18 protein-coding genes are annotated in these 25,732 nt (G+C 38.7%); 14 read left to right on the forward strand and 4 right to left on the reverse strand.

What is annotated here, in order from left to right:
• Nucleotides 1–153: 153 nt before the first annotated feature.
• Nucleotides 154–1,587 carry an anion permease gene (locus tag ACH0CI_RS18825; RefSeq protein ID WP_406902082.1) on the forward strand — a complete coding sequence of 478 codons (1,434 nt, stop codon included), beginning with the start codon at nt 154–156 and terminating at the stop codon, nt 1,585–1,587.
• Nucleotides 1,588–1,616: 29 nt separating this feature from the next.
• Here the strand turns inward: ACH0CI_RS18825 and ACH0CI_RS18830 are convergent, their stop codons facing one another.
• On the reverse strand, nt 1,617–3,068 hold the full coding sequence (locus tag ACH0CI_RS18830) for an alpha-amylase (RefSeq protein ID WP_033580368.1): 1,452 nt from the start codon (nt 3,066–3,068) through the stop codon (nt 1,617–1,619).
• Nucleotides 3,069–3,318: 250 nt separating this feature from the next.
• On the opposite strand from ACH0CI_RS18830, the gene ACH0CI_RS18835 reads away from it, so the two are divergent.
• On the forward strand, nt 3,319–4,008 hold the full coding sequence (locus ACH0CI_RS18835) for a response regulator transcription factor (protein ID WP_028411932.1): 690 nt from the start codon (nt 3,319–3,321) through the stop codon (nt 4,006–4,008).
• Nucleotides 3,986–6,235, forward strand: coding sequence for a sensor histidine kinase (locus ACH0CI_RS18840; protein WP_406902084.1), 2,250 nt, complete (start codon nt 3,986–3,988; stop codon nt 6,233–6,235). The genes ACH0CI_RS18835 and ACH0CI_RS18840 overlap by 23 nt, the downstream gene beginning before the upstream one ends.
• A 325-nt stretch (nt 6,236–6,560) precedes the next feature.
• Here ACH0CI_RS18840 and katA read toward each other — a convergent pair whose 3' ends face one another.
• Nucleotides 6,561–8,021, reverse strand: coding sequence for a catalase KatA (katA, locus tag ACH0CI_RS18845; RefSeq protein WP_154974078.1), 1,461 nt, complete (start codon nt 8,019–8,021; stop codon nt 6,561–6,563).
• A gap of 276 nt (nt 8,022–8,297) precedes the next feature.
• On the reverse strand, nt 8,298–10,106 hold the full coding sequence (gene cstA, locus ACH0CI_RS18850) for a carbon starvation protein CstA (RefSeq protein ID WP_014457699.1): 1,809 nt from the start codon (nt 10,104–10,106) through the stop codon (nt 8,298–8,300).
• Nucleotides 10,107–10,359: 253 nt separating this feature from the next.
• On the opposite strand from cstA, the gene proB reads away from it, so the two are divergent.
• Nucleotides 10,360–11,184 carry a glutamate 5-kinase gene (gene proB, locus ACH0CI_RS18855; protein WP_013085533.1) on the forward strand — a complete coding sequence of 275 codons (825 nt, stop codon included), beginning with the start codon at nt 10,360–10,362 and terminating at the stop codon, nt 11,182–11,184.
• Complete coding sequence (locus ACH0CI_RS18860) at nt 11,181–12,425, forward strand: glutamate-5-semialdehyde dehydrogenase (protein WP_406902085.1); 1,245 nt, start codon at nt 11,181–11,183, stop codon at nt 12,423–12,425. The genes proB and ACH0CI_RS18860 overlap by 4 nt, the downstream gene beginning before the upstream one ends.
• A 273-nt stretch (nt 12,426–12,698) precedes the next feature.
• On the opposite strand, the gene ACH0CI_RS18865 is transcribed toward ACH0CI_RS18860, so the two are convergent.
• A complete protein-coding gene (locus ACH0CI_RS18865; RefSeq protein WP_049166315.1) occupies nt 12,699–14,084 on the reverse strand; it encodes a sugar porter family MFS transporter in 1,386 nt (461 codons plus the stop codon).
• 190 nt (nt 14,085–14,274) lie between these two features.
• Here ACH0CI_RS18865 and ACH0CI_RS18870 point away from each other — a divergent pair, with 190 nt between their 5' ends.
• The 9 genes from ACH0CI_RS18870 to ACH0CI_RS18910 all read left to right on the forward strand — a co-directional run bounded on the left by ACH0CI_RS18870 (nt 14,275) and on the right by ACH0CI_RS18910 (nt 25,726).
• Nucleotides 14,275–15,051 (forward strand): alpha/beta hydrolase, encoded by a 777-nt coding sequence (locus ACH0CI_RS18870; RefSeq protein WP_047749562.1) that lies wholly within the window; start codon nt 14,275–14,277, stop codon nt 15,049–15,051.
• A 95-nt stretch (nt 15,052–15,146) separates the two neighbouring features.
• Nucleotides 15,147–16,157, forward strand: a complete 1,011-nt coding sequence (locus tag ACH0CI_RS18875; protein ID WP_182028521.1) for a LacI family DNA-binding transcriptional regulator — start codon at nt 15,147–15,149, stop codon at nt 16,155–16,157.
• A 144-nt stretch (nt 16,158–16,301) separates the two neighbouring features.
• Nucleotides 16,302–17,063, forward strand: a complete 762-nt coding sequence (locus tag ACH0CI_RS18880; protein ID WP_013085528.1) for a threonine/serine exporter family protein — start codon at nt 16,302–16,304, stop codon at nt 17,061–17,063.
• A 14-nt stretch (nt 17,064–17,077) separates the two neighbouring features.
• On the forward strand, nt 17,078–17,533 hold the full coding sequence (locus ACH0CI_RS18885) for a threonine/serine exporter family protein (protein ID WP_013059882.1): 456 nt from the start codon (nt 17,078–17,080) through the stop codon (nt 17,531–17,533).
• Between the two features lie 301 nt (nt 17,534–17,834).
• Nucleotides 17,835–19,241, forward strand: coding sequence for a cytochrome ubiquinol oxidase subunit I (locus tag ACH0CI_RS18890; RefSeq protein WP_028411940.1), 1,407 nt, complete (start codon nt 17,835–17,837; stop codon nt 19,239–19,241).
• Nucleotides 19,228–20,244, forward strand: coding sequence for a cytochrome d ubiquinol oxidase subunit II (gene cydB, locus ACH0CI_RS18895; protein WP_406902086.1), 1,017 nt, complete (start codon nt 19,228–19,230; stop codon nt 20,242–20,244). The genes ACH0CI_RS18890 and cydB overlap by 14 nt, the downstream gene beginning before the upstream one ends.
• Nucleotides 20,244–21,956: a thiol reductant ABC exporter subunit CydD gene (cydD, locus tag ACH0CI_RS18900; RefSeq protein WP_406902087.1), complete on the forward strand. Its 1,713-nt coding sequence runs from the start codon at nt 20,244–20,246 to the stop codon at nt 21,954–21,956. The genes cydB and cydD overlap by 1 nt, the downstream gene beginning before the upstream one ends.
• A complete protein-coding gene (gene cydC / locus ACH0CI_RS18905; RefSeq protein WP_406902088.1) occupies nt 21,956–23,701 on the forward strand; it encodes a thiol reductant ABC exporter subunit CydC in 1,746 nt (581 codons plus the stop codon). The genes cydD and cydC overlap by 1 nt, the downstream gene beginning before the upstream one ends.
• Before the next feature lie 225 nt (nt 23,702–23,926).
• Complete coding sequence (locus tag ACH0CI_RS18910; protein WP_047749567.1) at nt 23,927–25,726, forward strand: cation:proton antiporter; 1,800 nt, start codon at nt 23,927–23,929, stop codon at nt 25,724–25,726.
• Nucleotides 25,727–25,732: the final 6 nt, after the last annotated feature.

Consider the following 25,732-nt stretch of genomic DNA (forward strand, 5'->3'; position numbering starts at 1 on the left):
GGAATTATGCTCAACGCTTCACAAATTTACAATATCATCCTTATGAAACGTATTTTTACAATTATTTTATTTTAAATGGGACAAGTATTGGGTACGAAGGGGAAAGAGCATACTACTACTATTATTATTTAAAAACATGAAAGGAGAAAGATTATGGCTGAAACAACTAAAAAGCCTGCCGGCGAAGTGAAGTTTATTCCTTTATTAATTTGTCTGGCAATCGGACTTGTTTTATGGTTTATTACACCTCCCTCCGGACTTGATGTGAAGGCTTGGCACTTATTCGCTATTTTTGTGGCTACTATCGTAGGTCTTATCATTAAACCATTGCCATTAGGCAGTGTAGCTATTTTATCTTTAACCATTATTGTATTAACTAATACATTAACACTTGAACAATCACTCAGCGGTTTTCAAAATACGACGATTTGGTTGATCGTTATTGCATTCTTTATTTCTAGAGGTTTTATTAAGACTGGTCTAGGAACAAGGGTTGCCTATATCTTTGTTCGTTTGTTCGGTAAAAAGACGTTGGGACTATCGTATTCTCTTATCGTAAGTGATTTACTTTTATCACCTGCAATGCCGTCTAATACAGCACGAGCTGGAGGAATTATTCTTCCAATCATTCGTTCTTTATCTGAAACATACGGATCGAGAACTGGAGACGGTACGGAGCGCAGAGTCGGTGCTTTCTTAACAAAAGTATCGTTTCAAGGCGATATGATTACATCGGCTATGTTCGTAACGGCAATGGCGGCCAATCCTCTTGCTGTTAAAATGACGGAACAAATTACAGGAAAGACTATTTCATGGGTTGGATGGGCAGCGGCTGCAATCGTACCTGGAATTATTAGTTTAATTGTTATTCCGCTCGTTATTTATAAGCTGTATCCGCCAGAATTAAAAGAAACGCCGGAAGCATCTGAAATTGCAGCAAAAAAACTAAATGAAATGGGTCCGCTAAAGAAAGAAGAATGGTACATGATTGGCGTATTTTTACTTCTTCTTGTGCTGTGGATTTTTGGCGCTAATTTAAATATTAATGCAACAACAACTGCTTTTATTGGTCTATGTGCGCTGCTTTTAACGCAAGTGTTAAGCTGGTCGGACATCAAAAAAGAACAGGGAGCATGGGATACATTAGTCTGGTTTGCTGTTTTGGTTATGATGGCAACTTTCTTAAATGATCTAGGCATGATTCCTTGGTTCAGTGATCTGATGAAAGGCACTGTTAGTCATATGTCTTGGATGACGGCGTTGATTATACTAGCTATTGCATATTTTTATTCTCACTACTTTTTTGCGAGTAACACGGCTCACGTCAGCGCTATGTACGCAGCATTTTTATCTGTCATCGTGGCCGCTGGTGCGCCTCCGTTACTATCAGCATTAATTTTAGCGTTCTTTAGCAATTTATTTGGCTGTTTAACTCACTACGGCAGTGGACCGGCACCGGTGTTCTTCGGTAGTGGATATGTAACGCAGCAAAAATGGTGGTCGCTCGGCTTTTTAATTTCAATTATTCATATTATCATTTGGATTGGAATTGGCGGCTTGTGGTGGAAACTGCTAGGTCTATGGTAAAAAAACAGTGGCGCAGGCCACTGTTTTTTTTATGCTTCAGCCCAAACGGATACAGAGCCGCCATTTACAGGGAAGTGTCCGTAGCCGTCTTCTTCAATCACAACTTGGTCTTCTCGGTTATTTGTGAAGTCGATCCACGTTTGTCCGCTTCGGTGTTCGCCGACGAACATTCTCTTTTCGCCGTCTTCGCCGTTTGACATCACCACAGCGCATCCAGACTTCTCAAATTCCTCTACACCATGCCTTACCCATCCAATGGTATTCGGGTGATCAAAATAATCGTCTTGCTGTCCGTATGCTTTGTCATAGCGTACGTGCAAGAGAGCAGAAATATCTTTTTCTTTTCCCTCAATTGGATGCTCTCCGCCTATCCCAAAATAGTCTCCGTAAAATACACAAGGATAGCCGTCTTCACGAAGTAAAATTAGAGCGTAAGCACTTTGTTTGAACCAATCTTCTACCCAAGATTCTAAAGATTCATTTGGCTGAGAGTCATGGTTATCTACAAATGTGACAACATTCAACGGATGAGTCTTAACCAATGTATCATCAAAAATTGTGGTTAAATCAAAATCTCTTCCTTGCTGAGAGGCTTCATGCAGTTTGTAATGCAGCGATACGTCAAACAAATCAATTTGATAATCAATAACGTCTAAAAATTCCTGACAGGCTGTTAATTCTGGATTCCAAAACTCTCCCACAAAATAAAATGGCTTTTCTTGAGAAGAGGACAATTCGTGAGCAAACTCTTTAATAAAATCATGGTTAATATGTTTAATGGCGTCTAATCGGTAACCGTCGCACTGCAGGGTGTCTGCTAACCATTTTCCCCATTTGATCATTTCTTCTCGAACTTCAGGGTGGTCGTAATCAATATTCGCAAACATTAAATAATCGTAGTTGCCAAACTCTTGATCAACATTTTCGTTCCAGCTTTTGTTTTCCCCGGCAATACGAAACACACCTTCTTTTCCGTTTTTATCATCGTAATCAGTGCCATTAAAATGATTAAAGTTCCATTTGAAAGAAGAATATTGATCGCCGCGCCCTTCAAATGTAAACTTTGTCCACCCTTCAATTTCAAAGGGTTCAGAAATCTCTTCTGTTCGGTTCATGGGGTCTACTTCAATGACGTGGAAGGTTTCTTTTTCATCCGCTGCAGCTTTATGATTCATCACAATATCAACATAGACATTAATTCCGTGATTATGACAGGCATCAATTGCTTCATGCAGCTCTTGCTTGGTTCCATACTTTGTACGAACGGTTCCTTTTTGATCAAACTCGCCAAGATCATATAAGTCGTAAACGCCGTAGCCATTATCCTCTGATGAAACACCTTTTGTAACCGGGGGAATCCACACGGAATCAATTCCTTGTTCTTTTAGTTGAGGAGCGAGCTCTTTGAGGCGTTTCCAATGCTCGCCATCAGCTGGCACATGCCATTCGAAAAATTGCATAATTGTATGATTCCGTTCCAAGTTAAATCATCCTCCTTTTAAATAAAAAGATATAATCGCTCACGGATAGTTCTTTAGAATCAAATGAGGAATTGATTATATTTTTTCTTTTAACGTTCCTGTTATCCCTATTCCTTAAACCTTTTTCAATATATGATGCTTAAGAAAATCTTAAGATTCCCCCTTCTTTTTTCTTAAGAAATGCAGTTTACAATAAAACCCATAGACGAAATGACCCATGATATACTTTTGAAAGGAGTGTGAGAAATCAATGAACGAATATGTGGTTTTAGTTGTAGATGATGAGCAAGAAATCCGCAATGGTATTGCTATTTATTTAAAAAATGAAGGTATTAAAGTCTTTACGGCCAAAGATGGAATCGAAGCCATAGAGATACTAAATAAAGAAAAAGTTCACTTGATTATTCTGGATATTATGATGCCAAGGCAAGACGGCATTTCAACAACGTTTAAAATTCGAGAACAAAAAAATATCCCGATTATTATGCTGAGTGCTAAAAGCGAAGATGCCGATAAAGTGCTTGGTCTGCAGGTAGGAGCAGACGATTATGTGACAAAACCTTTTAATCCATTAGAGCTGATAGCAAGAGTTAAATCACAGTTAAGAAGATATGTGACATTAGGTACCTATGAAGAAACAAAGACGATTAATATCCGAGGTCTCGTACTTGATATTGAGGCTAAGTCCGTCACTCTTGATGGGGAATTCATTAAGCTCACTCCCATTGAGTATAAAATTGTAGAATTATTAATGAAAAATGCAGGAAGAGTTTTTTCCATACATGATATTTATGAGCGCGTATGGAATGAACCCGGCTACAACGCAGAAAATACGGTAGCAGTGCACATTAGAAAAATAAGAGAAAAAATTGAGATTGAACCAAAAAATCCGAGATATGTAAAGGTTGTGTGGGGACTTGGATATAAAATGGAAAAATAGCGTTATTTTAGCTATAGGTATTATCTTGTTTTTATTTGGTTTAGGAGCAACCATTTCTTCTATTGGCAGCATGCATAACCTAGTAAAAGCAAACTACTTACAAAAAAGTACCTATGTAAAATCAGAAGAATTCCAAAAAGAAATAGATCGTTTTACAAATGATCTTTACCTCTTAGAATTGACATCCAAGAATAAAAATACCGTTAACGCAAATACGATAACAGAAGAAGAAATTGAGTCGTATCGATATGCAGAAGGAAACTTAACGGAACAAATACAAAACGTACACGATAAATATGAAGAAAAAATAGAAGACGCTAAGCAAGCAAAGAGTAAAAAAGTTGAAGATGCCTATGTAAAGCAGCGGGATCTAGAAGTTAAAAACATTCAAAAAAAGTTTCAAGATGATCAATTTGTTCGAGAAGAAATAGCAAAAAATAAAGAATTCGAAATAACGAGAATTTATGATGAAGCTTTTGATCGGCAAAAACCATTATCTCAATATAAAAAAGACATCATGTATTATTTGAAAGATAGAAACACACAAAAAATATATACGAACATCCAAAATGCAAGCAAGGAAAACGTTAATCAATTAGTAAAACAAAAAAATATGTTGTATAAACATACCTATTCAGCTCAATCACCCCTTGTGTTTCAACTAGATGAATATAAAAATTCATTGTTAAGCAGTGAGACAGACTCAGAGATTCCAAACCGGTATTTAAAGCAGAAGTTTACGGGTATAATTGCTGTTCCTGAAAAAGAAGCTTTCAGTAGTTCTTTATTTGATGAGTATAACTATTTTCATCATCAAAATGTAGTATTTCTCGTGTATGTATTGTCAGGGATAATAGCTCTGTTAATAGTTTACTTCATTTATAAAAAAACAATAACCGGACATTTAAAAGAAATAACAAGACAAACTGCCGTACAGAGGATTTATAAAAAAGTACCTTTAGATATGTGTATAATTGTTTTTCTTTTGTACTCATTTTTCACATCAAGTCTAGTTCTGAACGGCTATCCAACTTCTTTATTAGAATCATATAAGCATGTTGCTACATTTTTCTTTTATATGATAGCTATATCCATAGCTATTTGTCTGTGGGTACTTCAAGTATTTTTACTGTTTCAGCGTATGCGCACACTAGATGATATAAAAGAAGAATATAACAGAACGTGTGTTTATCAAGTCATTTATTTTCTTCAATCTATTTTTATTATCAGACATATTGGCATGTATATAATGGTTGTAGTACTGCTTTTAGTTTTTGCAGTATTTGCTGTTGCAGCTTTATTGACCAGTGGATCTATGTTTGTAGAACAAGTGTCTATACTATACTTAGCTGTCGGCAGTGTTATAGGAGTGGTTACTTTGATACTGCTTATGCTACGAATTAATTATTTAAATAAAATTATTATTTCCATTAATCAAATCGCCACAGCTGAGTGGAAAGAGCCGTTACCTATCAAAGGAAAATCAGCTTTAACTCAAGCAGCGATAGATATAAATCATATTCAGCAGCAAATTCAAACATCTCAGCATGTTCAAGTTAAAAGTGAACGCTTGAAAACGGAGTTAATTACCAACGTCAGTCACGATTTAAGAACACCATTGACTTCTATTATGACATATACAGCGTTGCTAAAGTCCCAAGATCTTACTTCGGACGAACAACATGCTTACGTTGAAATTATTGACCGTAAATCAAAACGTTTACAGACACTTATTGATGATTTGTTTGAAGTATCAAAAATGGCAAGTGGAAATGTAGAATTGCATAAAGACACAATTGATATTAATCAGCTTCTTCATCAGGCTTTAGCTGAATATGATGAAGCAATTAAAGATTCAACTCTCCAATTTCGTATTCAATCTATCCAAAAGCCGATATTTGCTACTGTAGATGGTCAAAAATTATGGAGAGTATTTGACAATTTGATAGAGAACATATTGAAATATTCACTTGAACAAACGCGTGTCTATATTTCTGTTCAAGAAATAAACGAACAAGTGAAACTAACGTTTAAAAATGTAAGTAAATATGAGTTAAATGAGCAGGCAGACGAGCTGTTTGAACGATTTAAAAGAGGGGACGCCTCAAGACAAACCGATGGCTCTGGACTTGGTTTAGCTATTGCTAAGTCAATTATTGATTTGCACGGAGGAGAATTGAATATTGAAATTGACGGAGATTTATTTAAAGTAACGATTACTCTTTAATGTGAGTGAATATAAACAGCATATCTAGTAAAAAAGAGAAGCAACCTCATTATGCTGGTTGCTTCTCTTTTTTTAGCGTTCGTAATTTTATTCCGCAACCGCAAAGTGTACTGTGCTTTAGTACTTTTATTTCTCTATGACACTGATTACATCTTATTTCTTGTCCAATCATTTCTTCATCCCTTCCTCTTTTTACAAGAATTTAAATAAGTATCCATAAAATATGGATACTTATTTAGTGATAAAATGTTAAACTAATTGAGAATAAACGAGAATCTAAAATGAGAAAAACACCTTTATTTTCTCATTAGGAAAACTGATATCTTTATTTTACTTGCTGCGGAACAGACAATCCTAAACCGTCTGCAACGCGTGTTCCATACTCTGGATCCGCTTTGTAGAAGTGCTGAATTTGACGCAGTTTAATCTCTTCTTTTTCTACAGGCTTCATAGCTTCAACGATGTTTGCAACTAGTCGTGTACGCTCGTCTTCGCTTAGAAGGCGGTATAAGTCACCTGCTTGCGTGTAATGGTCGTTATGATCATATGCAACACTATCGGCAACGCCTGAAACAGGGTATGCCGCTTGTTTATTTTCATGAGATTCTGTCGGACCGCCAAAGCTGTTTGGCTCATAGTAAACAGAACGGCCGCCGTTATCGTCAAAGCGCATTTGACCATCACGCTGATAGTTATTTACTTCATTGCGCGGACGGTTAATAGGTAGCGCTTGATGGTTAGCACCCACGCGGTAGCGATGTGCATCGCTGTATGCGAATAGTCGACCTTGCAGCATTTTATCAGGTGATACGTCAATTCCCGGTACAAGCGTTCCAGGTGAGAATGTAGCTTGCTCCACTTCGGCAAAATAATTTTCTGGATTTCGGTCCAAGACCATGCGACCTACTTCAATTAACGGATAGTCTTTTTGTGACCAAACCTTTGTTACGTCAAACGGATCAAAGCGGTACGTATCAGCGTCTTCTAATGGCATAATTTGAACGTACAGCTTCCATGAAGGGAAATCGCCTTTTTCAATGGCATTAAATAGATCTTCAGTATGATAATCTGGATTTTCACCAGCTAGCTTTGCGGCTACGTCTGGAGACAGATTTTTCACGCCTTGCTCTGTTTTAAAGTGATATTTTACCCAAACGCCATCTCCTTCGGCATTAACCCATTTAAATGTATGGCTGCCAAATCCATGCATATGGCGTAACGTTGCCGGGATACCGCGATCAGACATTAAAATAGAAACTTGATGCAAAGATTCAGGAGATAAAGACCAGAAATCCCACACGGCCGTCGGGTTTTTCAAATGCGTGCGTGGATCGCGTTTTTGTGTATGAATAAAATCGGGAAATTTAATCGCATCTCGGATGAAAAATACAGGTGTATTATTTCCGACTAAGTCGTAGTTGCCTTCTTCTGTATAAAATTTAACAGCAAATCCGCGAGGGTCGCGAACGGTATCTGCTGAGCCGTTTTCACCAGCTACTGTTGAAAAGCGAACAAATAGAGGTGTTCGTTTTCCTACTTCAGAAAGGAAAGCTGCTTTTGTATAGGCTGAAACATTGTTTGTCACTTCAAAATAACCGTGGGCACCGGCGCCTTTTGCGTGTACGACGCGTTCAGGAACACGCTCTCGGTTAAAATGGGCTAATTTCTCTAAAAGGTGAACATCTTGAATTAAAGTAGGTCCGCGTGAACCAGCGGTCATCGAATTTTGATTATCTCCAACCGGAGATCCCCAACTAGTCGTTAGGTTATTCTTGTTTGTTGTCATCTTAGAACCACCTCTTATTTGAATTTTATTATGTTAGAAATAATAATAACATTTTTAAATAAAAAATCAATACTAAATTATAATTATTATAATTTAAAGTGTTAATTTTGAGATGTAGTCAGTGGGGGTTATAAGCATGTGAAGTGTACGAACTATTTTAAAAATTTTCTGTATAGTATATTTAGTTTAATAATAAAAATGCCTGGTGTGCAATTATTTTGACCGGCTATTACCATATCAAAAACACGCTTGCTTATATAAGCAAGCGTGTTCGTTTTATATATTTTGTGATAAGTTTGCTTTCGCCGCTAGTTCAGCCTGAGGCGTGCGCCAAAGCTGCGTCCATTTTTGAATCGCGGCAATCATAATAATGAGACCGAGTATAAGCATGATGATTGAAAGAGTCGCATTTAATATGCTGTAACCTGCCGCAGCTTCATTTAAATACACATTCTTAACCATCCAATAACCCGCGTAGTTAACCGTTACGTAAAGGTAGGCTAGTGGAATAAGACAAGTAAGCATATAGGAGCGCTTATCTGCAATTCTAAGAATAACGGTTGCACCAATAATTAAACCAATGGATGCCATTAACTGATTCGATACGCCGAACAGCGCCCAAACTGAACCAATATCTCCTGAGAACAATAAGTATCCCCACATAAAACAGGCTAGGGCACTTGCAAAAATGGACCCAGGAAGCCAGTCTACTCGCTTCAATGGCTTATAAAATTCACCAAAAAAGTCTTGAATTAAATAGCGGGAAACGCGTGTACCCGCGTCGATAGCAGTCAAAATAAACACTGCTTCAAACATAATAACGAATTGAAAAAAGTAAGAAGACAGGTGGCTGAACCAAGGAATTTCCGTGAAAATATACGTCATTCCTACAGCCAGTGTAACAGCGCCGCCTGTACGGCCTTCTAAGTTTAGGCCAATTTCTTGGCTAAGCTGAGGAAGAGCCGTTACGTTCATGCCAAGCGTTTTGAACACTTCAGGTGTAGAGTTGATTGCAAAATAGTCTCCAGGATGTAAAGCAGTTGCGGCAATTAATGCCATAATTCCTACTAAGCATTCGACTAACATCGCGCCGAAGCCTACAACTTTAATGTCACTCCAACGATCGAGCATCTTAGGGGTTGTTCCTGAACCAACAAATGCATGGAAGCCAGAAATAGCACCGCAGGCGATCGTAATGGAAATGAACGGCCACACAGGTCCTGCTAAAATAGGGCCGCCTCCGTGAATAAATTCAGTAACTGCAGGAAATGGAATTGCTGGATTTACGAAAAACACGCCTACAATCAGCGCGATAAAGACACCAATTTTCATAAAGCTGCTTAAGTAATCTCGAGGTGCTAAAAGCAGCCAAACGGGCAAGGCCGCTGCAAAAAATGCATAAACGGGAAGAATAATTGAAAGTGTTTTAATATCTAGCGTTAAAAAATCTCCTAAAGCTGTTCCTTGAATATAAGGACCGCTAAATACGGCGATTAAAATTAAAATGAAGCCGACGGTAGAAGCCGCTTTTAAATTACCTGTTTTTTTGTGGTAAATACCTACCCCCATTGCGATCGGAATAGTAATTCCAACAGCGAATGTACCCCAAGGATTTTTCTCAAGGGCGTGTAACACGACCATAGATAAACCGGCCATTGTAATGGTAATGATAAAAAGCATAGCTAAACCTGTACAAAAGCCAGCGACGGGTCCTAGCTCTTTTTTAGCCACTTCTGAAAGCGACTGGCCTTTTTGGCGCATAGATGCAAATAACACAACTGCATCGTGAACGGCTCCTCCGATTACAGCTCCGATTAAAAGCCAGAGCAGTCCGGGCAAATAGCCAAACTGAGCTGCTAAAATAGGTCCAACGAGCGGACCCGCAGCTGCAATAGCTGCAAAGTGATGACCAAATGTTACCCATCGATTGGTTGGCACGTAATCTTTTCCATCTTCAAGCTCATGTGCCGGCGTTTTTTGCGCATCGTTTAGTTTCAAGACCTTAACAGCCATGAATGTTCCATAAAGCCGATACGCAATCATTAAAATACAGATAGATCCAATAACAATCGTAACCGCATTCATTACAAATCCCCCTATCCCTTAGTTGTCTGATGTTTGTACTACTACACAATGTTATGTAATTGTGTGTTCCCCTTACAACTTTCATTATAAAAGAAGAAAGCGCTTTTATCACCAGTTTTTCCCTTAATTATTTAAAAAATTAGAAAGTTCAAATTCCCTTTGAAAAACTATAAGACTTTTCACATAATCTCTGCTATAATTTTTAAAAAAATTAGTACGCATTTAGGTGTTTTTAGTTAGGGAGATGAAATGAGTGAACCATCGTCAAGAGTTACAAAATAGCAAGCGTATCGTAGTCAAAGTAGGGACATCTACGTTGACCTATGATAACGGAGATATTAACTTAGCACGCATTGAAAAACTAGCGCGTGTGTTATCTGATTTAATGAATGCAGGAAAAGAAGTTGTGCTTGTTACATCAGGTGCCGTTCAAGTGGGAGTAAAAAAACTAAAGTTAAAAGAAAAGCCAACTTCTATTCGAGAAAAACAAGCAGCAGCCTCTGTCGGGCAGTGTGAGCTTATGCATATCTATAGTAAATTCTTTGGTGAGTATAGTCACATTGTTGGTCAAGTACTGTTAACAAAAGATGTAATCGAAGATGAACATGTGCGCAATAACGTTGTGAACACGTTTGAAAAATTAATTGAAGACAAAGTGATTCCTATTGTGAATGAAAACGATACAGTTGCCATCGATGAGATTGAAAACATCGTGCGTTTTGGAGATAACGATAATTTATCCGCCATTGTTTCAGTTTTGATTCACGCAGATTTACTTGTTATTTTATCTGATATTGACGGTTTCTTTGATTCAGATCCCACAAAAAACCCTAACTCTAAATTAATGAAAGTAATAGATGGCATCACGCCGGAGCTTGAGAATTTTGCTGGAGATAGTGGAACTGACGTTGGAACAGGCGGAATGGTCACAAAGCTGACCGCTGCTAAAACAGCTACAAGTGCAGGCGTGAGCTTAATCCTAGCAAATGGGAAAGAACCAAGTATTTTGCGAGATATTATTGAAGGCCAAGAAATTGGAACGTTATTCTTAAAACAAGCTGAAGGAGTAATGAAATGAGTGAATTGCAGCTTAAAGGAAAGCAGGCAAAAGAAGCCTCTTATTTCTTAGGAAATGTAACGAGCGAACAAAAACAGCAGGCACTTTATAAAATGGCGGCTGCTCTATTGGATCAACAAGAGACAATTTTAAAAGCAAATGAATTAGACGTAGAAAAAGCCGTTCAAAAAGGCACGTCAAAAGCGATGTTGGATCGGCTATCTTTAAATGAAGAGCGGATTCATGGAATGGCAGACGGCCTGCGCCAAGTAGCTGCGCTTGCAGATCCGGTAGGAGAAGTGCTGTCTATGGCTAAACGACCAAATGGCTTACAAATTGGGCAGCAGCGTGTACCTATTGGTGTCATAGGAATTATTTATGAAGCGCGTCCAAACGTTACATGTGATGCAGCAGGCCTATGCTTAAAAGCAGGAAATGCGGTTATTTTACGCGGAGGCAGTGAGGCATTTTATTCGAATCAAGCGATTGTTTCTGTGTTATCCCAAGCTGCGGCAAGTGCAGGGCTTCCTGAGCATAGCGTACAGCTTATTGAAGATACGTCGAGAGAAACAGCACTCGAGTTAATGAAGCTAAATGAATATATCGATGTATTAATTCCTCGAGGCGGTGCAGGTTTAATTGAAGCGGTGGTAAAAAATGCAACGGTTCCTGTTATTGAGACAGGAACCGGGAACTGCCACATTTATGTTGATGAAGAATATGACCGTGACATGGCAGCCAGTATTGTCATTAATGCAAAAACATCTCGTCCAGCGGTGTGCAACTCAGCCGAAAAGCTGATTATTCATGAACGGGCGGCTCATGAATTTTTGCCGATTATTGTTCAAGCGCTACGAGAGAAAGATGTAGAAGTACGCGGTGATGAACGTGCGCTCACAATCGTTCCAGATCTTGTTCCAGCAGGGGATGAGGATTGGAAGAAAGAATATTTGGATTTCATCATGGCAGTTAAAATCGTAGATGACATCGATGAAGCGATTTCCCATATTAATGTTCATAGTTCACATCATTCTGAAGCGATTGTAACAACAAATTATGCTCATGCTCAGCGTTTTTTACAGCGCGTTAATTCAGCTGCTGTTTATGTGAATGCTTCGACGAGGTTTACGGACGGAGAAGAGTTTGGTTTCGGGGCAGAAATCGGAATTAGTACACAAAAGCTTCATGCGCGTGGACCAATGGGGTTAAAGGAATTAACAACATTAAAATATATTATTTACGGAGATGGACAAATTCGATAAAAAGAAGAGGCTGGGACGAAAGTGTTTTAGACAAAGTAAAAACGAACCATTGATCAAAATTTTTGATTAGTGGTTCGTTTTTTTTGTTAGGGTGAACATAGTTTTCATCTGTTTAAATTCTTCTAGTAGTTGATTGGAGGGCGAGATGAAGACTCCCGCGGAAAGCGAAGTCTTGCACGGAAATCAACTACGGTGTCATAAGCCATTTAGCTCATGTATCCCATTTGTTTTTCTTTAGATTGGATTCATTTAGTTATACCCCGACCTCTTCCCTTACTTCCATATATGTTCAATTTCTTCAAGTGACTTTCCTTTTGTTTCTGGCACCCACTTCCATATAAACAAAAATGAAGCGATACACATAATCATAAAAGATAAAAAGGTAAAAGATCCTCCAGCTTTGTTCCAAAGAATAGGAAAAAACTGAGACACAAACCAATTAGCTATCCACAAGAAAAAGGTAGAAATAGACATTGCATAGCCTCTCGCATGATTAGGAAAAATTTCAGAAATCACAACCCATACAACAGGTCCCATAGAAATATTAAAAAGAAATAAATAAAAAACAATAAGTAAACTAGTAGTCAAGCCTTCAGTACCCTGTGAATGAAATCCAAAAGAAACGAGAAGCTGCGTAACGGCCATACCGGCTGTGCCAATAAGTAATAAAGCTTTGCGGCCAATCCGGTCGATAAGCCACATGGAACAAAGAACGCCTAAAAAGGCAGCTACACCAATCATAGACGTAACAAGGAGCGATAAATCTCCTCTAGCTCCAGCTGCTTCAAAAACTTGCGGGGCGTAATAAATAATGGCATTGATTCCGACAAGCTGTTGAAAGGCTGCAAGTAGAATACCAATAAGCAACGCTTTTCGAAGGCCTGCCTCTTTAAAAAGCGAAAGAGAAGCCGGTTGATTTTCTTTTAACGATTGCTCAATATGATACAGCTCTTGGCGTGCAATGTGTGTACCATTGATTTTAATTAAAATGTCCATAGCTTCTACAGTGCGGTTTGCTTTTACTAGCCACCTCGGACTTTCAGGAACAGGAGAAAGGATAAGAAGAAATAAAAGAGCTGGAATCCCAGAAGCACCGATAATGTAGCGCCATCCTGTGGAATTCTGCCATGCGTCTTCCCCAATAGATAAAATGTAGTCATTTACAAAATAGACAGAAACAATCCCAACGGCAACAGCAAATTGATAAAGAGAGCCTAAGCGGCCGCGCATGTGCGGAGGGGCTATTTCAGAAATATAGGTAATAGAAAGAACGGAGGCCATACCAATGCCTAGCCCTCCAATAATTCGAGAAATAATCACAAAAGAGATGGCTGAAGATAGCGCTTGCATAATTGCGGATACGATAAATAAAGAAGCTGCTAAAAGCAAGATACCTTTTCTACCGAATCGATCACTCAGTTTTCCTGAAGAAAGTACCCCAACGGCACCCCCGAGCAGCAAACTAGATACAACAAAACCTACCATCGTTGGACTGAGATTAAAATGCACTTCCATTAACCCAATAGCCCCTGAAATGACGGCTGTGTCATAGCCGTAAAGTAACCCTCCAAAAGCAGCTGCACATGAAATGAAAATAACAAAAAATAGATTTCCTTTTTGCTCCTTATACTCGTCAGAAGTTACTTTTACTATCCCCATATAAATTCCTCCTTTGAATCGCGTTCACTATTTTAATTTAAAAAACGTTATACGTAAAACGTTTTCATAAAAGATGTTTTTATGTTAAACTAAAAATTGTAAATAATCAAACTATTTTTTAACTTTTATATGAATTATGTACGTTTTGTTATCAATCAATAGGGAAGAAAAAGTAAGGGGGAAGAGAAATATGGCGTTTATTCAATGTGATTTTTTTTCAGAAGTATTGCAAATAAGTACTTCAATGAACGTTTTGATACCGCAGCAAACAAAATCTCAGATTGGTTTACAAACTAATACAAGAAGTGAGAAACACCCTACGCTCTATTTATTACACGGTCTTTCTGATGATCATACGATATGGATGAGAAGAACTTCGATTGAACGCTACGCATCAGAATTAGGACTTGCAGTTGTAATGCCAAATGTAGATCGTAGCTTTTATAGAGATATGGCTTATGGAAAGAAGTATTGGACGTTTGTAACAGAAGAACTTCCTCAATTGGCTAGGTCATTCTTTCCGTTATCGGAAAAAAGAGAAGATAATTTTGTGGCTGGTCTTTCTATGGGAGGGTACGGCGCTTTAAAATGGGCGTTTCGCAAACCACATCAATTTTCTGCAGCTGCCAGTTTATCAGGAGTGATGGACATTGAAGGGCTTGGAGAGCGAGGGGAAGTTCAGTTCCTAGATTATCCTTTGATTTTTGGCATGCCGCCTGTTATTAGACCTGAGGATGATCTTTTCTGGCTGCTTGAAAATCGCCGGCGCTATGGAGAAGTGACTCCGCGTATTTATCAATGCTGTGGAACGGAAGATTTTTTATATCAGGAAAATAAACGTTTTTCCGAGCGATGTAAGCAAGAGCCTATTTGTTTTACATATGAAGAAGGAAAAGGAAGTCACGACTGGGCATATTGGGATCAAAAAATTCAAGATGTGTTAAAGTGGCTGTTTAGTGAAAAGTAGGGAAGGTAGTTTTGGGTGGTTCCGACTTCTAGTAGTATAATAAAGAAAAATGTTTACTTGGTCGATAGACTAAAAGGAAATAGGAGTCGGTACGAATGGGGAGAAAAAAAGTCACGATTACAGAAGTAGCAAAAGAAGCGGGTGTTTCATTAGCTACGGTATCAAGAATCTTCAATAATAAAGACGGTAAAATTAAAATCAGTGAAAAAACAAAACAAAAAGTACTAAAAGCAGCAGCTCATTTAGGATATCAGACAAATCCATTTGCGGCAGCTCTGCGGGCCCAAAAAACAGGGATTATCGGGATATTAATTAGAGATTTAAAAGACCCATTTTTAATCGAGCTGTTAAAAAAGGTACAGCAGCAAGTTCAAAGTCGAGGGATGGACGTTCTTATTGGACATACGGATTACCAAGAAACAACGGCTGAGCGTCAATTAAATGTGATGATGAATCATTGGTTTGATGGAGTCATTTTATTAGATTATGTAGCCGCTCCGCATCCGTTTGTAGACGTATTAAAACAATATCAAACGCCTTACGTTTCTCTTACAGGAGACGGCTCTTCTGCACTTTGGCCAATTGTACATGTAGATGATGCGGTGGGAATGCAATTAGCTGTTGCTCACTTAACGGACCTTGGCCATAAGAATATCGGGTTCGTTGGAAAAGCTGTAAGCGGAGTCGAGCACCGTCTGTCTCTTTTTTATCAGTATGTACCGTCAGCAAACGCAAAGTTTGTGAAAGAAGATATGAATAACTCAGATGAACTATATCAGTTTATAAATGAGCTAGCTCATCATCCAGAGCCCCCAACTGCGCTTATTTGTGCTACGGATTACATTGCTCTGAAAGTGATACACTGTGCGTGGCAAAACGGACTTCACGTTCCAGCGGATTTGTCTGTTATAGGGTTTGATGATATTACAGAAGCTAGTGAAGCACAACCTCCGCTAACAACCATCCGTCAACCGATGGAAAAAATGGCTGAAAAAGCAGTAAACCTCTTACTTCAGCAAATTCAGGATCAGCAAGAAATAGATCAGGTACAGTATAAAATGGCACCTGTATTAGTAGAGCGTGAGACCACAAAACGTATGAATTGATAAGGAATGTATATACTATTCCTGAAAGTGTGAGACAAAAAGTCCACACTTTTTTGCATTAACCATTGCGTCCACTTCCCTCTTTCTTATACACTGTATGCTGTAGGGGAAAAAACCAAGCTTTAATATGTTTGGAGCGATTTGATGACACAACAAAAATTAGATAAATATGAAATTATGGACGTTAGCTTACTAGCAGGTAAAATTATGTTAGAAAGCGGAGCAGAAACGTATCGAGTAGAAGACACAATGATGCGGATTGCGGCGTCTTACGGTATAAAAAAATCCCACAGCTATGTGACGCCAACAGGGATTATGTTTTCACTTGAAACGAAAGAACCGACGAAAACGAAGTTAATTCGTATTTCCGAACGAACGACCGATTTAAAAAAAGTAACTATGGTAAATAGCGTCTCAAGAACCATCAGTCAAGGAAACATCTCCTTGGAGGAAGCGTATGAAATGCTACAAGAAATTGAAGCAACGAACGTAGCTTTTCCACTATGGGTTCAACTTGCAGCTGCATCCATTTCTAGCGGATGCTTTTTAATCATGTTTCAAGGTTTATGGACGGACTTTATTCCAGCGATGTTTTCAGGAGGTCTCGGATTTTTAACCGTGGTGTATTTCCACCGTCTTATTCCGATTCGCTTTTTTGCTGAGTTTACCGCTTCGTTAGTTATTGGACTTTTATCAGCTCTTTTAGTCGCTTCAGGACTAGGAACGCAAATTGATAAAATTATTATTGGATCCGTTATGCCTCTCGTTCCTGGGTTATCGATTACCAATGCAGTGCGAGATTTAATGGCGGGACATTTACTGTCTGGATTATCAAAAGGAGCAGAAGCGTTTCTGACGGCATTTGCTATTGGTGCAGGTATTGCCATTGTATTTACGCTTCTATAGAAGGGAGGCATCATATGCATATCGTAGAGCAGATAATTACAAGTTTTATTGCTTCAGCAGCGTTTGGGATTATTTTTAATGTTCCACGTGAATCATTATTAAAAAGTGGCTTTGTCGGAATGATTGGCTGGCTCATTTACTATTTGCTAACGTTCTATGGTGTAGATGAAATTCCAAGCACTGTAGCATCGGCCTTTTTTATTGCTATTATTAGTCAAATTTACGCAAAAATTTATCGTACGCCGATCATTATTTTCACCGTAGCAGGTATTATTCCGCTCGTTCCAGGGGGAACAGCATACGATGCCATGCGTAACTTTGTAGAAAATAATTATAATGAAGCGATTAGTCTTGCAGCAAAAGCCTTTATGATTTCAGGTTCAATTGCCATAGGTATTGTATTTTCTGAAGTCATTAACCAAATCATTCGTCAATCTAAATTAAATGCGAAAGCAAAATATCGACCATAGAGAAGCAAGCTCAAATCAGAGCGTGCTTTTTTTATGAAAAAATAAAGAGATCCTACCCTTTTTTGTCACAAGAAAGTCACGTTTTAGTCTAAAAACGTTCAAAAAATGTACGTGCACAGCTAAAAAAATAGACTATACTATGTAAATAGAAAGAGAGACATTACATATGTTTGTGAAATGTTGAGCATATTTCTCGAATTGTTATGCTCAATGTTTCACAATATAAGTGAAAGATGCTCAGAAATGAGCAAAGTATCTATGGAAATGATGAAATGTTCTTATATATGAAAGGAGAAAGAAGATGGATACAGTCATACTATCACGTATTCAATTTGCATCAACGACGCTGTTTCATTTTATCTTTGTACCGCTGTCTATCGGCCTTGTCTTTTTAGTAGCGATCATGGAAACGATGTACGTAGTAAAAAAAGATGAACAGTATAAAAAAATGGCAAAGTTTTGGGGGCACTTATTCCTGATTAACTTTGCTGTCGGAGTCGTAACAGGTATTTTACAAGAATTTCAGTTTGGCATGAACTGGTCAGAGTACTCAAGATTTGTAGGAGATGTATTCGGTGCGCCGCTCGCTATTGAAGCACTGCTCGCGTTTTTTATGGAGTCCACTTTCCTTGGACTGTGGATTTTCGGGTGGGATCGTTTGCCTAAATGGCTGCACTGTCTATGTATTTGGCTTGTTAGTCTAGGTACTATCTTTTCAGCGTTCTTTATTTTAACGGCTAATTCTTTTATGCAGCATCCGGTCGGAATGGAGCTAAATAATGGCCGTTTAGAAATGAATGACTTCTTTAAATTGTTAACGAACGGTCAGCTGTGGGTCGAATTCCCTCATACAATTTTAGGTTCGTTTGCAACAGGCGCCTTTTTTATCACGGGTGTCAGCGCTGTTATGCTCTTGAAGAAAAAACATGTGGCTTTTGCTAAAAAATCATTTCAAGTTGCTATCCTTGTAGGGCTAGTTTCAGGTGTAGGAATTGCACTATCTGGGCATGAACAGGCCGGATATTTAGTTAAAACACAGCCGATGAAAATGGCCGCAAGTGAAGGATTATGGGAAAACAGCGGAAGTCCAGGTGCTTGGACAGTAACAGCAAATATTCACCCTGATGAAAAGAAAAATACGAGTGAAATCAAAATACCTTACTTATTAAGCTTCTTATCATACGGTAAGTTTTCAGGCTCCGTTCCTGGAATGAATGAGCTGCAGCAGCAGTATACGGCGAAATATGGAGAAGGAAATTATATTCCACCCGTTCGAACAACGTTTTGGAGTTTCCGCATTATGGCTGGTCTAGGTGGCGTATTATGTGCATTAGGCATTTGGGGTACGTATTTGCTTTCTCGTAAAAAACTTCAAGAAAGCAAACTATTTTTACGTATTATGACGATTGCTATCGCCTTTCCATTCCTTGGAAGCTCAGCAGGTTGGATTATGACAGAGATTGGCCGTCAGCCTTGGGTTGTATTTGGCTATATGAAAACCGAAGATGCCGTGTCTCCTGGTGTAACAGCAGGTGAATTGCTATTTTCTATTATCTCGTTTTCGTTCTTTTATTTAATTTTAGCTGTGATTATGGTGTTCTTGTTCGTTAAAGAAATTAAAAAAGGTCCAGATCACGATCACGAAGCACATACAAAAGTAACATCAACTGATCCGTTTACAAAGGAGGGATACAATGTTTTCTCTTAATGAATTCTGGTATTTGCTAGTATCCATTCTGTTTGTTGGTTTTATCTTTTTAGAAGGCTTTGATTTTGGGATTGGAATGGTGTCTCGCTTTTTAGGAAGAAATGACTTAGAGCGACGAGCTTTTATTAATACAATCGGTCCTTTTTGGGATGCAAATGAAGTTTGGTTAATTTCAGCAATCGGTGCTATGTTTGCCGCTTTTCCAAACTGGTATGCAACGCTATTAAGCGGGTCATATGTTCTTTTTGTTCTTCTGTTGCTTTCGCTTATCGGACGCGGTGTAGCATTTGAATTTCGAGGAAAAGTTGAAAAACAAGCGTGGAAAAATGCGTGGGATTGGGTTATCTTCTTTGGAAGTCTTTTTCCACCGCTCATTTTCGGCATCTTATTTTCAGCACTAATGAAAGGATTGCCTGTTGAGCGCAACATGCAAATGAATGCCGGGTTTTCGGATATTGTGAATCTATATACCATAACGGGCGGCGTGACGCTAACGATGCTTTGCTTATGGCACGGACTTATTTTTGCGACGATCCGTACGATGGATGACATTAGAGATCGTTCACGAAAAGTTGCCATGAAACTTTTGCCTGTTAATGCCTTGCTGCTTCTTATTTTTTCAGGCATGACGTTTTTTGAAACAAATTTATTCAGCAATCATAGCCGCTTGATGCTATACACATTTTTTATCGGTATTTTCGTGTATTTACTAGCAGGATTTTTCCTTACACGGAAAAAAGACGGATGGGCCTTTGCTATGTCTGGCTTAATTTTAATTTTATCAATTTCCTCTATATTTGCAGGATTGTTTCCAACCGTTTTGGTTAGTTCAGTCAATGAAAGCTATAGTTTAACGATTCATAATGCAGCATCAGGAAATTATTCCTTGAAAATTATGTCTTACGCTGCTATTGCGTTACTGCCTTTTGTGTTAGGTTATCAAATTTGGAGCTACTACGTTTTTAAAAAACGTGTAGATCATAAGGAGCATATGGAGTACTAATGGGTAGAAATTTAATGGTTTACAACGGAATAAAAATGGTTCTTGCCGTGTTAATAGGGCTTATTACTATTCAAAGTGTAGCCATTATTTTTCAAGCTAAGTGGCTTGCCGAAGTAATTACTGCTCTTTTTCATGGTGAAAGTTTAACTTCGCAGACAAAAGCAATCGGATTGTTTTTGTCTGCCTTTATGGTTCGTCAGATCGTAAGTTTTATAGTGAAAAAAACAGCATATCAATTTGGAGTCAAAACGACTCAGGAACTTCGTTTGACGGTCATGAAAAGCATTTTTGCACTCGGACCGCGCTTTACCAAAAATGAAGGGACAGGAAACTTGGTGACGCTCATCACCACAGGCCTACAGAAGCTTCGCGCTTATCTTGAGCTGTTTTTGCCTAAACTGGCCGCCATCAGCGTTACACCTTGGCTAGTGCTCGCTTTCGTTTGGTATCAAGATCGGCTCTCAGGCATTATTTTGCTTGTAACTATGCCCATTTTAATTTTATTTATGATTTTACTTGGACTGGCTGCCCAGAAAAAAATAGATAGTCAATGGGAGACATATCATGTGCTGTCCAATCACTTTGTAGATTCGCTTCGAGGATTAGAAACGTTAACATTTCTCGGGAAAAGTAAGGAGCATGCTGAAACGATTGGAAGAGTCAGTGACCGCTATCGAAAAGCGACAATGGGAACGCTCCGAATTGCTTTTTTATCTACGTTTGCTTTAGATTTCTTTACGATGTTATCTGTAGCCATCGTGGCTGTTATGCTCGGTTTGCGGCTAGTGAACGGTTCGATGACGTTAGAGCCTGCACTTATGATTTTATTGCTGGCGCCTGAATACTTCCTGCCGATACGGGAAGTCGGAAACGATTATCATGCAACATTAGACGGAAAAGAATCCGGAGATGCATTAATTAAGATTGTAAAGCAGGCTGAAAAACCGTCGGCTAAAGAAGAAGATGTCCCTGATTGGACGGAAAACAGTGAAATTCAATTGCGTCATATCACCGTAAAATATGACGAAGAGCAGCCGCCTTCTCTTGAAGATGTGTCACTTCATGTTAAAGGAAGTAAAAAAATTGGGATTATAGGAAAAAGCGGAGCTGGAAAATCGACGCTTATTGATATACTGAGCGGCTTTGTACAATTTACAGAAGGGTCTGCTGAAGTAAACGGCGTGCCGGTTGATTTACGCTCAGATGCTTGGCAAAAGCAGATTACGTATATCCCTCAGCACCCATTTATTTTTAATGGAACAGTGAAAGAAAATATTGAATTTTATCAGGATAGAGGCGGTTCTTATGATTATGAAGATGCTTTAACGAAAGCAGGACTTTTATCTACGATTCAACAGATGCCTAAGAAGGAAAATGAAGTGATAGGAGATGGAGGACGGCAGCTTAGCGGCGGCCAAGCTCAAAGGATTGCCCTAGCTAGGGCGTTTCTGAGCGATCGCCCTATTATTATGCTTGATGAACCAACGGCGCAAGTAGATATTGAAACGGAATATGAATTAAAGCAAGATATCTTAACGATGTTTCAAGACAAGTTATTTATTTTAGCTACGCACCGTCTGCATTGGATGAAAGATATGGACCTCATTGTTGTAATAGAGAACGGAAGGGTTGCAGAAGTCGGCAATCATCAAGAACTGATTCGAAAAAAAGGAGCTTACTATCAATTTTTACATGAAGAGGAGGAGATATGATGAAATATAAAAGTTGGATATGGCCCTACTTTAAAACGTATAAATATCGTATCTTTTCTATCTTATTACTAAGCTTGTTAACGATTGGTTCTGCTTGTGCGCTAATGTTCACATCAGGTTACTTGATTTCAGCTTCTTCCTTACGTCCAGAAACAATCTTACTGGTGTACGTTCCCATTGTGCTTGTGCGTACATTTGGTTTAAGTCGAGCCGCCTTTCGTTATGCGGAGCGTCTTGTTAGTCACGATTTTATTCTTCGCATTTTAGCTAAGATGCGTACACGTCTTTATCATTTGATTGAACCGTTAGTTGCTACATCCCGCTATCGAACGGGAGATGTTTTAGCGGTTCTCGCTGAAGATATTGAAAGTTTACAAGACTTGTTCTTGCGTACCATTCTTCCAACAATCTCAGCTGTTATTTTATACGTTATTTCGATTGTAGCTTTAGGATTCTTTAGCCTAAAGTTTGCATGTTTGATTGCCATCTATTTATTTTTATTAGTAGTAGTGATGCCGCTTTTTTCCCTTTGGCATATGAAAGCGGCCAATCAGCGATATAAATCAAGCAAAGCACAGTTATATGCTAAGGTCACAGACGGGTTTTTAGGAGTTGCTGATTGGGTGTTAAGCGGTCAGCAGCAGTCATTTTTTCATTCGTATAACAAAACAGAAGATGAGCTAGACCGCATGGATCGTAAGCTTAAACTATGGACGTATTACCGAGAATTGATTGGCCAAGTTATTGTAGCAGGTTTAATTGTCACAATGATTTGGTTTGGGGCTTCTCTTTTTGCAGACAAAGAGCTTGCAGGTGTTTTTATTGCTGCTTTTATTTTAGTAGTATTTCCTTTATCTGAAGCACTGCTGCCGGTATCTAATGCAGTAGAAAAAATTCCTCAATTTGAAGAGTCATTAAATAGAGTGCAGGAAATGGAAAAGAACTGGGAATCTGTGAATGAAAAGAAAAAACATACTCTTTCCCTACCTTACAAAGGTTCATGGGACTCGGTTAGCTTAAAAGTCGAGCATGTAAGCTTTCGCTATAGCAATGAGGAAGAGTCAGTCATTCATGATCTTTCATTTCAAGTCGAGCAAGGGAAAAAAATTGCGATTCTTGGCAAGAGCGGAGCTGGAAAGTCGACTCTGTTAAAGCTGCTGCAAGGCTCCTTATTGCCTACAGAAGGTACAGTTCAACTAAACGGTCAGTCTGTTGCTGAAGTTCGTGAAGATGTACCAAAACTCATCTCTGTATTAAATCAAAATCCTTATTTATTTAATACAAGCGTAGCAAACAATTTATTACTAGCTAATGAAGAGGCTACAAAAGAAGAGGTAATTGAGGCAATGAAGCAAGTCAATATGCACTCCCTTGTGGAAGGTTTGCATCAAGGATATCAAACGTCCGTGCTCGAAACAGGTCAGCGCTTTTCAGGAGGAGAACGTCAGCGGATTGCGTTAGCACGTGTTCTACTTCAGCGTACGCCAATTGTTATGCTGGATGAGCCAACTGCAGGGTTGGATACCGTGACTGAAAAGCGTTTGTTATCCACTATCTTTGAAACTCTTTACGACAAAACTTTAATTTGGGTTACACATAATTTAGTTGGGATGGAAAAGATGGATGAAATCTTATTCCTACAAGATGGAAAGATAGCCATTCGCGGAACGCATGAGGAATTACTTGCTACGAACAGTCACTATCAAAAGCTATATGAATTGGATCATCCGGCAAAAAGCCTTTAGCAGCAGCTAAAGGCTTTTTACTATTTTATACTAAAGTGAAATTCGACAAACATGAGTAAGATATGTGTCGAACGAAGGAAAATAGCTTGGATTCAAAGAGGGGAGATGCGTTTAGCATTTTTGAAAAAGTGGTAAAACAAGGTAGTGTTTGTTTCTTCCTGTATAACATCGGTTTATTTTAGGGAAAATATATACACATTATGCGAACGAGAGAAGGAAGATACAATGGAACCTATGCTTGTACATATCACACTTGTAGTGGGACTAGGAGTTCTATCTCAGTGGCTGGCTTGGAGATTTAAGCTACCAGCAATTGTCGTGATGTCGATTATCGGACTGTTAACAGGCCCTATTTTAGGTTTAATTGATCCTAAAGCACAGTTTGCTCAGCTTTTTGATCCTTTTGTATCGATTGCTGTAGCTGTTATTTTATTTGAAGGCAGCTTGAACTTAGACATGAGAGAGGTAAGAGGAATCGAAAAGCCCGTGTTTCGCATTGTGACACTGGGAGCCATGCTAGCTTGGATGTTAGGCTCTTTAGCTGCTCATTATATAGCGGATTTATCCTGGGCGGTGGCAATTGTTATCGGAGGGCTTTTTATTGTGACGGGTCCAACCGTAATTTTACCTCTTTTACGACAAGCTAAATTAAAACCAAAACCAGCAGCGATTTTAAAATGGGAAGGTATTATTGTCGATCCATTTGGTGCACTGTTGGCCGTTTTTTCGTTTGAAATTGTTCAATTTTTAGTGCTGAGAGAAGTGAGTGGAAAAACAATTCTCTTTTTCTTCGTAGCCTCTATTATTGCCGTTTTAATAGGATGGATTCTTGGCCGCGGAATAGGATGGATGTTTCAAAAGGGGCATATTCCAGAGTATTTAAAATCTCCGGTCGTATTTATTGTCGTTATTGCCTGCTTTACAGTAGCTGATGAAATTAAGCATGAAACAGGTCTTCTAGCAGTAACAGCGATGGGGATTACCCTTGCTAATATGCATATTTCGTCTATTAGTGATATGCGACACTTTAAAGAGAATATTTCGGTTCTATTAACTTCTACTATTTTTATCATGTTAACGGCTGGACTGACGATGAAGACCATTACTGAAATTTTTCATTGGAATATTATTTTGTTTGTTTTACTTATGCTGTTTATTGTCAGACCTGTCTCCATCTTTTTATCAACGGTAGGCACAGATTTATCTATAAAAGAAAAAATACTGATTGGCTGGATTGCCCCGCGCGGAATTGTGGCGTTAACGGTCTCAAGCTACTTTGCGAAAGTACTAATTGATGAAGGATTTAAAGATGCTTCGATCTTAACAACGCTGACATTTGCTTTAGTGTTTGCTACGGTTTGTGCACACGGTTTTTCCCTTTCATGGCTAGCTAAAAAGCTGGATTTATCGATTGGCGAAGAACCTGGTATTTTGCTTGTGGGAAGCAATGATTTTACGGTTGCCTTTGCTTCAAAGTTAAAACAGCTGGGCTATCCAGTATTAGTTGCTGATTCTTCGTGGGAGCGGTTAAGAGTTGCGCGCAGAGCGGAGGTAAATGTTTATCACGGAGAAGTACTAGCTGAGCAAACAGAATATCATCTAGACTTAACTCCTTATGAATATGTGATTGCTGCAACTGAGTTAGATGCATATAATGCGCTTGTTTGTACTGCTTTTCTTCAAGATATGGGACGGAACAATGTTTTTCAATTGAGCATTCGTGACCAAGAAGATTCAAGAGAAGATGTTGATGAAATTATGCATACAGTAAGAGGACGTATGCTCTTTAAGAAAGGCATTACGTGGGAGTTTCTGCATCATAAAATGGAGCATGGATATACGATTTACAATACAAAAATCACGGATGAATATACGTACGAAACATATCTTGAGGAGAAAAGCGATGATTCTCTTTTACTAGCAGTGAGTACGCAAGGAAAGGCATTGAGTTTTTTTGCTCATGATCAAGAAATAAACGTCAATGCGGGCGATACGGTGTTAAGCCTTCAGCCATTAAAAAGATAAAAAAAC

Origin of the sequence: Priestia sp. 179-F W1.4 NHS (genome assembly GCF_045369295.1) — a bacterium.
GTDB lineage: Bacteria > Bacillota > Bacilli > Bacillales > Bacillaceae_H > Priestia > Priestia zanthoxyli.

What these genes read in the sequence shown, in the direction of transcription:
- ACH0CI_RS18885 (WP_013059882.1), top strand. Translation starts at nt 17,078, where the DNA reads ATGCATATCGTAGAGCAGATAATTACAAGTTTTATTGCTTCAGCAGCG.
- ACH0CI_RS18890 (WP_028411940.1), top strand. Translation starts at nt 17,835, where the DNA reads ATGGATACAGTCATACTATCACGTATTCAATTTGCATCAACGACGCTG.
- ACH0CI_RS18835 (WP_028411932.1), top strand. Translation starts at nt 3,319, where the DNA reads ATGAACGAATATGTGGTTTTAGTTGTAGATGATGAGCAAGAAATCCGC.
- cydB (WP_406902086.1), top strand. Translation starts at nt 19,228, where the DNA reads ATGTTTTCTCTTAATGAATTCTGGTATTTGCTAGTATCCATTCTGTTT.
- cydD (WP_406902087.1), top strand. Translation starts at nt 20,244, where the DNA reads ATGGGTAGAAATTTAATGGTTTACAACGGAATAAAAATGGTTCTTGCC.
- katA (WP_154974078.1), bottom strand. Translation starts at nt 8,021, where the DNA reads ATGACAACAAACAAGAATAACCTAACGACTAGTTGGGGATCTCCGGTT.
- ACH0CI_RS18860 (WP_406902085.1), top strand. Translation starts at nt 11,181, where the DNA reads ATGAGTGAATTGCAGCTTAAAGGAAAGCAGGCAAAAGAAGCCTCTTAT.
- ACH0CI_RS18910 (WP_047749567.1), top strand. Translation starts at nt 23,927, where the DNA reads ATGGAACCTATGCTTGTACATATCACACTTGTAGTGGGACTAGGAGTT.
- ACH0CI_RS18875 (WP_182028521.1), top strand. Translation starts at nt 15,147, where the DNA reads ATGGGGAGAAAAAAAGTCACGATTACAGAAGTAGCAAAAGAAGCGGGT.
- ACH0CI_RS18880 (WP_013085528.1), top strand. Translation starts at nt 16,302, where the DNA reads ATGACACAACAAAAATTAGATAAATATGAAATTATGGACGTTAGCTTA.
- ACH0CI_RS18870 (WP_047749562.1), top strand. Translation starts at nt 14,275, where the DNA reads ATGGCGTTTATTCAATGTGATTTTTTTTCAGAAGTATTGCAAATAAGT.
- ACH0CI_RS18825 (WP_406902082.1), top strand. Translation starts at nt 154, where the DNA reads ATGGCTGAAACAACTAAAAAGCCTGCCGGCGAAGTGAAGTTTATTCCT.
- ACH0CI_RS18865 (WP_049166315.1), bottom strand. Translation starts at nt 14,084, where the DNA reads ATGGGGATAGTAAAAGTAACTTCTGACGAGTATAAGGAGCAAAAAGGA.
- cstA (WP_014457699.1), bottom strand. Translation starts at nt 10,106, where the DNA reads ATGAATGCGGTTACGATTGTTATTGGATCTATCTGTATTTTAATGATT.
- cydC (WP_406902088.1), top strand. Translation starts at nt 21,956, where the DNA reads ATGAAATATAAAAGTTGGATATGGCCCTACTTTAAAACGTATAAATAT.